Annotated in this window: 16 protein-coding genes; 12 read left to right on the plus strand and 4 right to left on the minus strand. The window is 63.9% G+C overall.

Translation table 11 applies throughout. The features are described 5' to 3' along the window. Positions 1 to 49: 49 nt before the first annotated feature. Positions 50 to 538 carry a peroxiredoxin gene (locus KO516_RS14130; protein ID WP_216004426.1) on the plus strand — a complete coding sequence of 163 codons (489 nt, stop codon included), beginning with the start codon at positions 50 to 52 and terminating at the stop codon, positions 536 to 538. A 223-nt stretch (positions 539 to 761) separates the two neighbouring features. Here the strand turns inward: KO516_RS14130 and KO516_RS14135 are convergent, their stop codons facing one another. The 3 genes from KO516_RS14135 to KO516_RS14145 are packed head-to-tail and all read right to left on the minus strand — an operon-like array spanning position 762 to position 2,526. Then, entirely contained in the window at positions 762 to 1,172 is a 411-nt protein-coding gene (locus KO516_RS14135; RefSeq protein ID WP_216004427.1) for a VOC family protein, read from the minus strand. After that, entirely contained in the window at positions 1,169 to 1,780 is a 612-nt protein-coding gene (locus KO516_RS14140) for a phospholipid-binding protein MlaC (protein ID WP_252737611.1), read from the minus strand. Before KO516_RS14140 ends, KO516_RS14135 begins: the two co-directional genes overlap by 4 nt. Next, positions 1,780 to 2,526, minus strand: coding sequence for a VacJ family lipoprotein (locus KO516_RS14145; protein WP_252737612.1), 747 nt, complete (start codon positions 2,524 to 2,526; stop codon positions 1,780 to 1,782). Before KO516_RS14145 ends, KO516_RS14140 begins: the two co-directional genes overlap by 1 nt. A gap of 195 nt (positions 2,527 to 2,721) precedes the next feature. Between KO516_RS14145 and KO516_RS14150 the strand changes: the two genes are divergently transcribed. The 8 genes from KO516_RS14150 (at position 2,722) to KO516_RS14185 (ending at position 11,242) form a co-directional block, all read left to right on the plus strand. Beyond that, a complete protein-coding gene (locus KO516_RS14150) occupies positions 2,722 to 4,455 on the plus strand; it encodes a type I secretion system permease/ATPase (RefSeq protein ID WP_216004428.1) in 1,734 nt (577 codons plus the stop codon). Further along, positions 4,452 to 5,753 (plus strand): HlyD family type I secretion periplasmic adaptor subunit, encoded by a 1,302-nt coding sequence (locus KO516_RS14155; RefSeq protein ID WP_216004429.1) that lies wholly within the window; start codon positions 4,452 to 4,454, stop codon positions 5,751 to 5,753. The genes KO516_RS14150 and KO516_RS14155 overlap by 4 nt, the downstream gene beginning before the upstream one ends. Before the next feature lie 75 nt (positions 5,754 to 5,828). Then, the gene (locus KO516_RS14160) at positions 5,829 to 6,290 is read left to right on the plus strand and encodes a RidA family protein (RefSeq protein ID WP_216004430.1); all 462 of its coding nucleotides are present in this window, start codon (positions 5,829 to 5,831) and stop codon (positions 6,288 to 6,290) included. Then, the gene (locus tag KO516_RS14165) at positions 6,290 to 7,042 is read left to right on the plus strand and encodes a glycerophosphodiester phosphodiesterase family protein (protein WP_216004431.1); all 753 of its coding nucleotides are present in this window, start codon (positions 6,290 to 6,292) and stop codon (positions 7,040 to 7,042) included. The genes KO516_RS14160 and KO516_RS14165 overlap by 1 nt, the downstream gene beginning before the upstream one ends. A gap of 43 nt (positions 7,043 to 7,085) precedes the next feature. After that, positions 7,086 to 8,282, plus strand: a complete 1,197-nt coding sequence (locus tag KO516_RS14170) for a GNAT family N-acetyltransferase (RefSeq protein WP_216004432.1) — start codon at positions 7,086 to 7,088, stop codon at positions 8,280 to 8,282. After that, positions 8,279 to 8,569, plus strand: coding sequence for a 4a-hydroxytetrahydrobiopterin dehydratase (locus KO516_RS14175; RefSeq protein ID WP_216004433.1), 291 nt, complete (start codon positions 8,279 to 8,281; stop codon positions 8,567 to 8,569). Before KO516_RS14170 ends, KO516_RS14175 begins: the two co-directional genes overlap by 4 nt. A gap of 95 nt (positions 8,570 to 8,664) precedes the next feature. Further along, positions 8,665 to 10,389: a tetratricopeptide repeat protein gene (locus KO516_RS14180; protein ID WP_216004434.1), complete on the plus strand. Its 1,725-nt coding sequence runs from the start codon at positions 8,665 to 8,667 to the stop codon at positions 10,387 to 10,389. Continuing rightward, on the plus strand, positions 10,376 to 11,242 hold the full coding sequence (locus KO516_RS14185; RefSeq protein ID WP_216004435.1) for a 4-(cytidine 5'-diphospho)-2-C-methyl-D-erythritol kinase: 867 nt from the start codon (positions 10,376 to 10,378) through the stop codon (positions 11,240 to 11,242). Before KO516_RS14180 ends, KO516_RS14185 begins: the two co-directional genes overlap by 14 nt. Here the strand turns inward: KO516_RS14185 and KO516_RS14190 are convergent. Continuing rightward, entirely contained in the window at positions 11,239 to 12,240 is a 1,002-nt protein-coding gene (locus tag KO516_RS14190; RefSeq protein WP_216004436.1) for a polyprenyl synthetase family protein, read from the minus strand. The two genes, KO516_RS14185 and KO516_RS14190, sit on opposite strands and share 4 nt — an antisense overlap. Positions 12,241 to 12,306: 66 nt before the next feature. Between KO516_RS14190 and KO516_RS14195 the strand changes: the two genes are divergently transcribed. The 3 genes from KO516_RS14195 to KO516_RS14205 all read left to right on the plus strand — a co-directional run bounded on the left by KO516_RS14195 (position 12,307) and on the right by KO516_RS14205 (position 13,571). Beyond that, the gene (locus KO516_RS14195; RefSeq protein ID WP_216004437.1) at positions 12,307 to 12,522 is read left to right on the plus strand and encodes a DUF2007 domain-containing protein; all 216 of its coding nucleotides are present in this window, start codon (positions 12,307 to 12,309) and stop codon (positions 12,520 to 12,522) included. Next, the gene (locus tag KO516_RS14200; protein WP_216004438.1) at positions 12,512 to 13,282 is read left to right on the plus strand and encodes a tRNA1(Val) (adenine(37)-N6)-methyltransferase; all 771 of its coding nucleotides are present in this window, start codon (positions 12,512 to 12,514) and stop codon (positions 13,280 to 13,282) included. Before KO516_RS14195 ends, KO516_RS14200 begins: the two co-directional genes overlap by 11 nt. A 115-nt stretch (positions 13,283 to 13,397) precedes the next feature. Next, positions 13,398 to 13,571: a YdcH family protein gene (locus tag KO516_RS14205; protein WP_216004439.1), complete on the plus strand. Its 174-nt coding sequence runs from the start codon at positions 13,398 to 13,400 to the stop codon at positions 13,569 to 13,571. Positions 13,572 to 13,621: the final 50 nt, after the last annotated feature.

Raw genomic sequence — 13,621 nt, forward strand, 5'->3', positions numbered from 1 at the left:
AGCCTATAACCGTGGGCGTCGGAAACGCAACGCACAGGAGACGATGCACATGGCAATCACCAAGGGAGATACGCTTCCGGGGGCAACCCTCGTGAAGATGGGCGACGACGGGCCGCAGCAGGTCAAACTGGATGACGTGACCAAGGGGCGCAAGGTGGTGATCTTTGCCGTGCCCGGGGCCTATACCCCGACCTGCTCGGCGGCACATGTGCCCAGCTTTATCCGGGTCAAGGACCAGCTGGCCGAAAAAGGCGTGGACGAGATCGTCTGCCTGTCGGTGAACGATCCCTTCGTGCTGAAGGCATGGGGCGAATCGACCGGGGCAACTGAGGCGGGGATCACCATGCTCGGCGATCCCGAAAGCAGCTTCACCAAGGCGATCGGCATGGATTTCACCGCGCCGCCCGCTGGCTTGATCACCCGGTCCAAGCGCTATGCGATGCTGGTCGAGGACGGCACCGTGACGATCCTGCACGCCGAAAACAGCCCCGGCGAATGCGACATCTCGGCCGGGGAAAGCCTGCTCGCCGCGATGTGATGACAAAGCCGGTCGCGCGGGCAGTCGCGCGACCGGCCCGCATGGATCAGCCCTTGCGGCGACGACTGACAGAACCGGCAGCATTGCCCCTGCGGGCAGGGGAGCGGCGGGTAGGCGTTCACGCCAACTTCATCGACATGGTGGGCGGTGATCAGCCCATGTTCGGCAATGCTCGTGTCGCTGAATGGTGAGTTAAAGGGCGGGGCGGTGCGAACCTTGGCGATCAGATGTCATCGTCACTGGTTGTGCCGCCGGGTTCGGTCGGTGCCGCGCGACCGCAATAGGCGCGGCTCGACAGTTGCACCGAATTGCCCGACGGATCCTTTGTATTGGCGAAGCTGTAGCCATCGGCGTCGTGGATCGCGCCGAATTCCAGCCCGCGCGCCTTGGCCGCATCGCAGGCGGCGCTCACGTCGGGCACGTCGAACACCAGTTTGATCAAAGACTGACCGGCCCTTTGCCCCTTCGACGCCGGGTGCAGCAGGATCGCAGCCCCCTGTCCCGGCGGGCGCAATTCGACGATGCGATCGCCGGGAAGCCGCACCGCCTCATAGCCGAAATGAGCGCTATAGAACGCCACCATCGCGTCGGTCTTTCTGGTGTAGATCACCAGACGGCCAAGCTGCGGTGTCATCCGGCGCGCTGCAGATCCGCGATCATCGCATCGATGTCGCCGCCGCGGCGGTCGAGCATCGAGCCGATCTCGGTGCGTTCGGTCAGCAGCATGTTGACGCCTTCGACATACAGGTTGAAGAATTTGCCCGATTTTTCGCCGATGAAGAAGGTCACGTCAAAGGGCGACTGGCCGCGCAGATAGGCCAAGGTCGACACCTGATAGGCGTTCTTGACCGACTTGGTGCCCTGCACGTCGATGCGCCCGCCGATGAATTTGCGGAACTGCTTGCCATACTTGCGCGAGATGTAGCTCGAGAAGGCCTCGGTAAAGGCTTTCTTCTGGGCAGGGCTGGCCCTGCGTGCCTCGACGCCCATGGCGTAGGCGGCGATATAGGGCATGTCGCCGTAGCTGCGGAAGATCTGCTCGAACTGCGCGATCAGCTTCGCCTCGCTCGCGCCAGAGCCGATTGCCGTGTTGATGTCACCGACCAGCCGGTCCACCAGCGCTTCGGCCTGTGCGGCGCTGGCGGCGCGAGCCGGGGCACCGATCAGCGTAAGGGCAACGGCCGAAACCGCACCGGTGATCATCGCCCGCCGTGTCATGGTGCTGCCTGAAAATGCGCGCATCAGAATCCCTCCGTATCGATGGCTTCGGGGTCGATATAGCCCGCCCCATTGGCAGATTCATCCCCAAGCTCATAGCGTCGGTTCTGCAAATAAATCGTGCGTGATTGCGCGTAGCTGTCGGCCGAGCCGTAGAGCATCTCGTCGATCTGGTCGGCATATTCCGACCGGTCGAGCACCCGTTCCGCCAGACGCACGCCGGTTGCGGTGTAGCGCGCGTTCGGCGGCAGCACGTAGCTCAGCGGGTTGGTGAAGATGTCGACGAACATGCCCACCGCGTCGCGTTCGGTGCTTGGGCCGATGACGGGCAGTTCGATATAGGAGCCTTCGGGCAGCCCCCAGACATGTAGCGTTTCGCCGAAATCGCTTTCGTCTTCGGGCAGGCCTATGGCCTCGGCGGGGTCGAGCAGGCCCAGCAGGCCGACGGTGGCGTTGATAGAAAACCGCGCGGTGTTGCGGGTGGCGCGCCCGAGGCGAAGCTGCAACAGCTGGTTGACCACGGTCTGCGGCAAGGACACGGTGTCGGCCATGTTCTCGATCCCAGCCCGTACCGGCAGCGGCACAGAGCTGCCAGCGCTTCCGGCGCCCGACAGCGCGGTGTCGAGCCGCTTGTTGAAGGCGTGCACCCGCCGGTTTGGGCCTTCCTGCGGATCAAAGATGCCGTCCGGGGCCTCGCCGGGGCCGGGGTTGGCGCAAGCGGCAATAAGGCTTACAAGCGCAAGACAGGCGATGGGGCGCAGGCTGGGCAATTCCTGACCTCCTTGATTTGATGCTGGTACAGGCAAAGCCGGAAGATGTAGGCTCTGCTTAGTTGCTGGCACATGAAAGGCCAAGGGATACGGGCCGATTTCGCCTTCCGTGCGATGGCCTCGTGATGAAGTGTCTGTTAATTGAATTTTCGCTTTCGGCTGACAGGGTCGCCGGAGCGCGGAGAGGGTCCGGGAATGGCGAACATGCAACGCAAGGATGGCGGGCGCGACGAGCTTCTGGCGGCCCGAAAGCAGGGGCGGCCATTCTACTGGTTCGTCGGGATCTTCAGTTTTCTGGTGAACGCCCTGATGCTGACGGGGCCGCTGTATATGCTTCAGGTCTACGACCGGGTGCTTGGCTCGCGGTCCGAGGCGACGTTGCTGGCGCTGACCGTGCTCGTTGTGTTCCTGTACTCCATGATGGGGGTGCTCGATTACGCCCGCGGGCGGATCATGGCGCGGGTCGCGGCGCGGTTTCAGGGACGGCTCGACCTGCGGGTGTTCGACGCGGTGATGCGGCGCGCAGCGGTCAAGCCAGACGAGCTGTCGGTCACCGGGCTCAAGGATCTTGAATCGGTGCAGCGGCTGATGTCGTCGCCGGTGCTGATGGCATTTTTCGACATTCCGTGGACGCCGCTGTTCGTCGCGGCGATCTTCATTTTTCACCCGTGGCTGGGCTTTCTTGCCGTTGGTGGCGGGCTGGTTCTGGTGGCCGTGACGCTTCTGAACCAAGGGCTTAGCCGGGACCCGACCCTGAAATCCAATCAGGCGATGATGCGGGCCGAGCAAAGCTCGGAACAGATCCGCTCCGAGGCCGAGATGGTGCAGTCTCTGGGCATGCGTGCGGCGGCGTTCAAGCGCTGGCACAAGGCGCGCTCGGCGGCGCTGAGCGGGCAGATCAACAGCGCGGATATCGTCGGCACCTTCACCGTCACCACCAAGACCTTCCGACTGTTCCTGCAATCGGCGATGCTGGGCCTTGGCGCGTATCTGGTGCTGCAGGGGGAATTGACGGCGGGCGCGATGATCGCGGGGTCGATCCTGATGGGTCGGGCGCTGGCCCCGATCGAGCTACTGATCGGCCAGTGGCCCGCAGTGACGCGGGCGCGCAAGGGCTGGGACAATCTCGCGCAGCTTCTGTCCGAGGTGCCGCCCGAAGAGGCGCGCCTGCCTCTGCCCAAGCCACGGGCATCGCTTGAGGTTTCGCAGCTTACCGTGGTGCCGCCGGGCGATCATCAGGCGGCGCTTCGGCTGGTCAGCTTTACGCTCAACCCCGGCCATGCGCTGGGAGTGATCGGATCCTCCGGTGCCGGGAAATCGACGCTGGCAAGGGCGATCACCGGTGTTTGGCGGCCCGCGGGTGGCAAGATTCGCCTCGACGGTGCGTCTTTGGAACAATATGGGCAGGATCTTGGCCAGCATATCGGCTACTTGCCGCAACGGGTGACGCTGTTCGATGGCACGATCGCCGAGAACATCGCCCGTCTGCTGGAAAACCCCGATCCCGAAGCAATCGTTGCCGCCGCCCGCAAGGCAGATGCGCATGAGATGATTCTCAAGCTGCCCGACGGGTATGACACCCGCGTCGCGGCTGCCGGAGGGCGGCTCTCGGGCGGGCAGATGCAACGCATCGGCCTTGCGCGGGCGATGTATGGCGACCCAATGATCCTTGTGCTCGACGAGCCGAATTCGAACCTCGACAACGAGGGGTCCGAGGCGGTGAACCGCGCCATCCGCACGATGAAGGACGAGGGCAGGTCGGTGATCATCATGGCGCACCGTCCGTCGGCGATTCGCGAGTGCGACATGCTGCTGATGCTGGAAAACGGCGCACGCGCGGCGTTTGGCCCCAAGGAAGAAGTGCTGCGCTCGATGGTCAAGAATCACGATCAGATCAGCCGCAGTGCCGGCCACGGAGGTGTGCGATGAGCGATGACGGTTTCTCGACCCGGTTGCCAATGACGCTGGGCCTTGTCGCGCTGGTGGTGCTGATCGGTGGCTTCGGCACATGGGCGGCGACGACGCAGATTTCAGGGGCCATCGTCGCGAGCGGCCAGATTCAGGTCGAACGCAATCGACAGGTGGTGCAGCATCCCGATGGCGGCGTGGTGTCCGAAATCCGTGTGGACGAGGGGGATGTGGTGGAAGCGGGCGATGTCATGGTCCGGCTCGACCCGACGCTGCGCAAGTCGGAGCTGTTGATCATCGAAGGGCAGTATTTCGAACTTTTGGCCCGAGAGGCCCGGTTGACGGCGGAACGCGATGGCAAGGAAGAGCTCATCTTCAACGAAGAGCTACTGGCCCGCGCCGAGGTTGACGACGAGGTCGCTGAACTGGTCGAGGGACAGCGCAACCTGTTCTTTGCGCGGCTTGAATCGCTGTCAGGGCAGACCGAGCAGCTTGCAAAGCGGTCTGAACAGATCGGGAGCCAGATCGAAGGGATCGAGGCGCAGATCGCCGCCATGTCCGAGCAATATGATCTTATCCAGAAAGAGTTGACCGACCAGCAGTCGCTGCTTGACCGCGGGCTGGCGCAGGCCAGCCGGGTGTTGAGCCTGCAGCGCGAAGCGGCTCGCCTTGCCGGTCAGCAGGGTGATTTGGTGGCGCAGAAGGCCCAAGCCGAAGGCCAGATCACCGAGATCGACATTCAGGTTCTGGGGCTTCAGACCCAGCGCATCGAAGAAGCGATCACCACTCTGCGCGACATGCGGTATCGCTTTCGTGAACTGGCCGAACAGCGGTTGTCGCTGCTTGAACAGCTCAAGCGAATGGAAATCACCGCCCCGGTGTCGGGTGTGGTCTACGGCCTCACTGTCTTTGCACCACGCTCGGTGATTCGCGCCGCCGAGCCGGTGCTTTATGTGGTGCCGCAAGACCGTCCTCTGGTGATTCAGGCCAATATCGATCCGATCCACATCGACCAGACCCATGTCGGTCAAGAGGTGTTGCTGCGCTTTGCCGCGCTCGACCAGCGCACCACGCCCGAACTCTTCGGCAAGGTGACGCGGATCTCGGCCGATGCCTTCACCGACGAAGCCACCAAGGTCAGTTATTACCGGGCCGAGATCGTGCTGCCAGAAGGCGAGGTCGAGAAACTGCCCGAGGGGTCGTCCCTGATCCCCGGTATGCCGGTCGAGGCGTTCCTGCGCACCGAAGATCGCACGCCGCTGGCCTATCTGATCAAGCCTTTCGCCGTATATTTCAGCCGGGCATTGCGGGAGACCTGACCCCTCGAAGGGGTGTTTCCATCTGTGCGCAACGCGGCTAGCGTCGCGCACGGACAGCAACCCAGGAATTTCGCCATGACCGACATCGACTCCCGCCTTTCCGAGCTTGGACTGACCCTTCCCGACGCGCCCGCGCCGGCGGCAAACTATGTGCCCTACGTGATCAGCGGCAGCACTGTTTTTGTTTCGGGGCAGATCAGCCAGGGGCCGGACGGCCTGATCAAGGGCAAGCTTGGCGAGGGCATGACCACCGAAGACGGTGCAAAAGCCGCTGCCAGCTGCGCGCTGGCCCTGCTTGCACAGGCCAAGGCGGCCTGCGGCGGTGACTGGACCAAGCTCAAGCGCGTCGTCAAACTGACCGGATTCGTCAACTCGACCGGCGATTTCACGGAACAGCCCAAGGTCATCAACGGCGCGTCGGATCTGCTGGTCGCGGTGCTGGGCGACGCGGGCAAGCATTCGCGCTCGGCGGTATCTGCCGCGTCTCTGCCGCTCGGCGTTGCGGTTGAAATCGAAGGCATCTTCGAGCTGAACTGATGCAGCTGCCCGCCGCCTTTCTCGACCGCCCGATCGCTCACCGCGCGTTGCACAACACCCAGCGTGGCCGCCCCGAAAACTCGATCGAGGCGATTTCCGCCGCGATCCAGGCCGGATACGGCATCGAGATCGACCTTCAGCTTTCGAGCGACGGCGAAGCGATGGTGTTTCACGATTACGACCTCTCCCGTCTTACGACGCAGACGGGGGCGGTCCGCGACCGTAGCGCGGCGCAGCTGGCGACGATCCAGCTGCGCCACGGACAAGAGCGTATTCCGACCCTCGCGCAGGTGCTCAAGCTGGTGGCGGGCAAGACTGCGCTTCTGATCGAGGTCAAGGATCAGGATGGCGCGATGGGCCCCGATGTCGGGGCGCTTGAAGCCGCCGCGGTGCGAGCGCTTGACGGTTATATCGGGCCGGTGGCGCTGATGTCGTTCAACCCGCATTCGGTGGCGGCGCTGGCACGGATGGCGCCCGGGCTGCCGCGCGGCCTTACGACTTGCGCATGGGATGCGGATGACTCGCCGTTGGTGCCCGCCGCCACCCGCGCCAGCCTGCGGGAGATTCCCGATTACGACCGTGTCGGTGCCTGTTTCATCAGTCACGACCGTCGGGATCTGGCGCGCCCGCGTGTCGCCGAGCTTCAGCGCGACGGTGCCGCCGTGCTGTGCTGGACGGTCCGCTCGCACGAGCAGGAGGCAGAGGCGCGCAAGGTGGCTCAGAACATCACCTTCGAGGGATACGAAGCTTGAACGCCACGCCATCGGGGCCAGATTGGAATCCGGAGGCGCTTGCATGACCAGCCACGACCCGACCCCTACGATTGCCGTCAACGTCCTGACCTCGCTCGACCAGATAGCGCAAGCGGACTGGGACGCCTGCGCCTGTCCCGAAGCCGCTGACGGGCGGGCCAATGACCCTTTTACCACGTGGCGTTTCCTGCACGCGCTCGAAGCCTCGGGGTCGGTCGGGCGCGGCACCGGGTGGGAGCCGCACCATCTTGTGGCCGAGCAGGATGGCAAGATCATCGCCGTCGCGCCGCTTTATGCCAAGGGGCACAGTCAGGGCGAATACATCTTCGATCACAACTGGGCCCATGCGTTTGATCAGGCCGGCGGGCGCTATTACCCCAAGCTTCAGATTGCGGTGCCCTTTACCCCCGCCACCGGGCGGCGGTTTCTGGTCAAACCCGGGCACGAGGTGACCGGACTGTCGGCACTTGTGCAAGGCGCGGTGCAGTTTGCATCGGAGAATGGCGTCAGCTCGCTGCACGCCACCTTTTGCACAGAGGCCGAGGCCATCGCGGGCGAACAGATGGGGCTGATGCGGCGGACCAGTCAGCAGTTTCACTGGGAAAACAACGATTACGCGGATTTCGATGGCTTTCTGAGCAGCCTCAGCAGTCGCAAGCGCAAGGCCATCCGCAAAGAACGCCGCACGGCGCAGGAGTTTGGCGGCGATATCCGCATGCTCACCGGGGCGCAGATCGAGCCAGACCATTGGGATGCCTTCTGGCGGTTCTATCAGGACACTGGCGCGCGCAAATGGGGCACGCCCTACCTGACCCGTGCGTTTTTCGAGATCGCTCATGACACCCTGAAAGACGACATCGCGCTGGTGATCGCCGAGCGCGGCGGCACGCCCATCGCCGGGGCGCTGAACTTCATCGGGCGCGAGACACTTTATGGCCGCTATTGGGGCTGTGTCGAAGATCATCCCTGCCTGCATTTCGAGCTGTGCTATTATCAGGCCATCGACTTTGCCATTGCCCGGGGGCTGAAGCGGGTCGAAGCCGGGGCGCAGGGCGAACACAAGCTGGCGCGCGGATACCTGCCGGTGCAGACCCATTCGCTGCACTGGATCGCCGACCGGGGTTTCGCCAGCGCCGTCGAGCGCTATCTAGAAGAAGAGCGCCGCGCGGTGGGCGAGGACATCGAGATCCTCACCGCCTATGGCCCCTTTCGCAAAACCCGCAGGGACGAACAGCCATGACTGAAAAACTCTCGGAGACCGCCCGCGAAACCATTCTTGCCCCCCTGTTGGACAACGGTTGGCAGATGAGCGAAGATCGTGACGCCATTGAAAAGACCTTTGTCTTCGGCGGGTTCATCGAGGCGTTTTCATGGATGACCCGCGCCGCCATGTGGGCGGAGAAGTGGAACCATCACCCCGAATGGACCAATGTCTACAACAAGGTGACGGTGCTGCTGACGACGCATGATGTGGGCGGGCTGTCATCGCTGGACGCCAAACTGGCGCGCAAGCTGGATCTGCTCTGAGCCAGCGGCTGCTGACGGGGGCGTGAAGGCCCTGCTCATTGCGTGTTCAGGGATCGCAAGCTAGGCTCCCCGCAACGAAATCGGAGGCGACAGGCATGGGATCGAAGGTTGGAACGCTGCGCGGGGCAGGGCTTGCGCTGGCCGTGATGGCAGGGCTCGCGGGGCCTGCTGCGGCCAACAGCCTTTCGGGCGGCTATCTGGCGGCCCGGCAGGCAAGCTTCCTTGGCGACTTCAAAGCGGCGGCGGAATACTACGGCCGGGCGCTGATCTTTGACCCGGGCAACTCTGCGCTGCGCGAACGGGCGGTCTATGCCAATCTTGCGCTTGGCAATGTGCCGCAGGCGGTGACGCTGGCCGACAACCTTTCGCAGGACGGATTCCAAAGCCAGATCGGCCACATGGCGCAGGTGGCACAGCTGTCCAAGGATGGCGATTACAACGGGCTGATCGACCGTATCGACAGCGATACCGCGATCGGGCCGCTGGTCGATGGACTGGTTCGCGCGTGGTCCGAACTTGGTCGCGGCGACATGCGCGCTGCGCTGGCCGCCTTTGATGCGCTGGGCCAGCAGCAGGGGCTGAGCACCTTCGCCGAGTATCATCGCGCCTTTGCGTTGGCCTCGGTCGGTGATTTCGAAGGGGCAGAGGCGGTGTTCGAAGCACGGCGCGCTGGCTCGATGCAGCTGACACGGCGGGCGGTGATGGCTCGAGCTGAAATCCTCAGCCAGCTTGGCCGGCAGGCCGACGCGGTGACGATGATCACCGAGGGCTTCCCCGAACCGCGTGATCCCGCGCTGGAACTGATGCGGGGCAAGCTGATGGCCAATGAGGTGCTGCCGTTCACCTATGTGACCAATGCCCGCGACGGCATCGCCGAGGTGTTCTACACGCTCGCGGGTGCGCTTTCGAACGAGGCGAACGACGATTTCACCCTGCTTTATGCCCGGATCGCCGAATACCTGCGCCCGGATCATTCAGGGGCGATCATGATGACCGCGTCGCTGCTTGAGGGGCTCGACCAGTACGATCTGGCGATCGAGACCTACAAGAAAGTGCCCGCCAGCGACCCCGATTATCACGCCGCCGAACTGGGCCGCGCCGATGCGCTGAGCGCCGCTGGCCGCGACGATGCCGCGATCGAGGTGTTGGAGCAGCTCGCCAAGACCCATGGCGGCGAGGCGACGGTGCAATCTGCGCTGGGGGATATGCTGCGCCAGCTTGAACGCTATGACGCGGCGGTCGATGCTTACACGCGGGCGCTGACATCCTTTGATATCGAGAACCCGGCGCAATGGTTCCTGTATTACGCACGCGGCATCAGCAACGAGCGGCGCGGCACATGGGATCAGGCCGAAGCGGATTTCCGCAAGGCGCTGGCGCTGAACCCCGGTCAGCCGCAGGTGCTGAATTACCTTGGCTATTCGCTGGTCGAGCATCACGAAAAGCTCGACGAGGCGCTGGAGATGATCGAACAGGCGGTCTCGGCGCAACCGCAGAGCGGCTATATCGTCGACAGCCTTGGCTGGGCGCTGTACAAGCTTGGCCGTTACGATGACGCGGTGATGCATATGGAACGCGCCGCCGAGCTGATGGCGGTCGATCCGGTGGTGAACGACCATCTGGGCGATGTCTACTGGGCGGTCGGGCGCAAGAACGAGGCGCGGTTTCAATGGCAGCGTGCGCTCAGCTTCGTCGATTGGGAAAACGCCTCGGACGAGGTCGACCCCGAGCGCATTCGTGAAAAGCTGAAGGTCGGGCTGGATCAGGTGCTGGCCGGGGAAGGCAAGCCGCCGCTCAGGGTCGCCAATGGCGGCGACTGAGGTCTTCGCCCCGGCGAAGATCAATCTTGCGCTGCATGTCACTGGCCGTCGGGCGGACGGGTATCATCTTCTGGAGTCGCTGGTCGTGTTTGGGCCGGTCGGCGATGTGGTGCAGATCACGCCGGGAAACGGGCTGTCGTTGCGGGTCATCGGCCCCGAAGCGGCGGGCGTGCCATCGGATATGAGCAACCTCGCGCTGCGCGCGGCGGCGTTGCTTGGGCAGGATGCCGCGCTGACGCTGGACAAGCGGTTGCCGTCGTCGTCGGGCATCGGGGGGGGCTCTGCCGATGCCGCCGCCGCGCTGCGCGGCATGGCGGCGCTCACCGGGCGCGAAATCGACGCGACGCAGGCCCTGGCGCTGGGGGCCGATGTGCCGATGTGCCTCGATCCGGTGCCTTTGCGGGTGGGCGGCATCGGCGAGCAGCTGACGCGGATAAACCTGCCATCGGTGGCGGCGGTTCTGGTGAACCCGCGCCGCCCGGTGTCAACGCCCGAGGTCTTCAAGGCGCTGCAAAGCCGAGAGAATTCACCGATCCCCGCGCTGCCGAAGCTGAGCGATGCGGCGGGCCTCATCGCGTTTCTGCGCGCATTGCGCAACGATCTCGAAGCGCCAGCGATACGGGTCGAGCCAATGATCCGTATTGTGCTCAGCGCGCTTGGGGCGCAGCGTGGCTGCGGGCTGGCGCGAATGTCGGGATCCGGGGCGACCTGCTTTGGCCTGTTCGCCCGTGAAGAGGATGCGCAGCGCGCCGCCGAAAATATCAGCCGGGAAAAGCCCGATTGGTGGGTCGCCGGCGGTCTGCTGGGCGATCAGGCACAGCAGGCGGCGCCCCGCATGCCGCATCGCGCTTAGTAAAGCCGCGCCACCACGAAATCTGCCAGCTCGATCAGAACCTCACGCAGGTCCGATGCGGGCAGGGCGCGCATAGCGATCTTTGCCGTCTGGGCCCATTCCAGCGCATCGTCGCGGGTGGCGGCCAATGCGCCATGGCGGTTCAGCAAGTCCAGCGCATGTTCGAGATCGCCGTCGCGCTGGTCGCCCTTTTCGATGGTGCGTTTCCAGAAAGCGCGCTCGTCCTCGGATGCGGCGGCGATGGCCTTGATCACCGGCAGGGTCAGCTTGCGCTCGCGGAAATCGTCGCCGACATTCTTCCCCGTGGTCTTGCTATCGCCCTGATAATCCAGCAGATCGTCGGCGATCTGGAAGGCGATCCCCAGCGCATCCCCATAGGTATAGAGCGCCTGAATCAGCCCTTCGTCGACACCGGCGATCACGCCGCCAACCTCGGTCGCGGCAGAGAACAGCGCCGCGGTCTTGCCACGCACCACCTGCAGGTAGATTTCCTCGGTGGTCTTCAGATCCTGCGCCGCGGTCAGTTGCAACACCTCGCCTTCCGCGATGGTGGCGGCGGCGTTGGACAGGATGTTCAGCACCCGCAGGTTGCCCGGCTCGACCATCAACTGGAAGGCACGGGCAAACAGGTAATCGCCGACCAGAACCGAAGATTTGTTGTCCCACAGCAGGTTGGCAGTGGGCCGCCCGCGCCGCTGCCTGCTTTCATCGACCACGTCGTCATGCAGCAAGGTCGCGGTGTGGATGAATTCCACCGTCGCGGCGAGATGCACGTGAAACGGCCCCTCGTAGCCGCAAAGCCGTGCCGAGGCGAGCGTCAGCAGGGGTCGCAGCCGCTTGCCACCGGCGTCGACCAGATGTGCGGTAACCTCGGGAATGCGCGGCGCGTGTTTCGACGCCATACGCTGGCGGATCAGTGCATTCACCTCGGCCATGTCCTGGTCGAGCATCTCGGCGAGCCGGTCGTGCGGCTTTTTCATCGGCGTATCCAGACCCATCGGATCCCCATATTCCTTGCCCGAACAGGCTCGACAAGGCGGTGGCACTGTCCTTACATCCTGCCCATGGAAGAGCTTCTCAGAACCAACGACATAACGCTAATCCCGCTGGTGAAAACCCTTCTGGACGCTGAGGGTATAGACAGCTTCGAGCTGGACGTAAATATGAGCGTTCTCGAAGGGTCGATCGGCATATTGCCGCGCCGACTGATGGTGCGGCGCGATCTTGCGGATCAGGCGCGGCGCATCCTGCGACTGAACGGGGTGCGATTTGAGGGCTGAGCCCTTCGCCGATGCCGAACTGCGCCGCGATGCCTTTCTTGGTGGAAAGCTGCGGCTCTGGCAGCCGGTCTCGGGCTATCGCGCCGGCATCGATCCGGTGCTGCTGGCGGCGACGGTTCCGGCGCAGCCCTCGGAGAGCGTGCTTGAACTCGGCTGTGGCGGCGCGCCCGCGCTGTGCTGTCTTGGTGCGCGTGTGCCGGGGCTGCGGCTGGTCGGGCTGGAGATACAGCCTGCCTATGCGATTCTGGCGCGTCGCAATCTTGATGAGAATGGGCTGACCGGGGAGGTGTTGGAAGGCGATATCGCCGCGCCGCCCGAGGCGCTGCGGGCGCATTCCTTTGACCATGTCATCGCCAATCCGCCTTATTTCGACACCCATGCGCGAAGTTCCGCCGATGATCCCGGGCGCGAGCTGGGGCTCGCCGGGCCGCTGCCGCTGGCCCTCTGGGCGGCATTGGCGGCGCGACGGCTGAAGCCGCGTGGCAGTTTTACCGTGGTGCTGCGGATCGAAAAGCTGCCAGAGCTGCTCGACGCGATGAAGCCTCTGGGATCGTTGGAAGTATGGCCTCTTTCACCGCGCGCCGGGCGCCCTGCGAAACTGTTTTTCGCCCGCGCTCGCAAGGGTGGCCGGGCGGCATTTCGCCTTCATCCGGCGCTGGCACTACACGAGGGCGAGAGCCATCTTGCGGATGGTGAGGACTATTCACAGATCATAAGGGCGGCATTGAGAGAGGGCAAAGCGCTGCCTTTCCCGAAATGACCGCAACGTGTTGATGCATTCTTAAGGAATCTTTCAGCACTCTCGCAGCTGCGGCGTGACAGGAATCAAATGTTGTGCTGCACTGGAGGCTCAACCCAGCACTAGGAGGAAACAAATGAGCTTGAGTTCGCACCTGCAGGAACTGAAGAAGAAGCACCAAAACCTCTCTTCCGCTGTGGAACAAATGCAGCGGAGTCCCGGCACGAGCGACCTCCACGTCGCCGCGCTCAAGAAGCAGAAGCTGAAGATCAAAGAAGAGATCTCGCGTCTGAGCGGCCAGCTGCACTGATCTTCCCCAGATGAATGACACCCGGCCCGGCGGCGTTCTTGGGGCCGCCG

This window comes from Citreicella sp. C3M06 (genome assembly GCF_018860705.1).
GTDB lineage: Bacteria > Pseudomonadota > Alphaproteobacteria > Rhodobacterales > Rhodobacteraceae > Salipiger.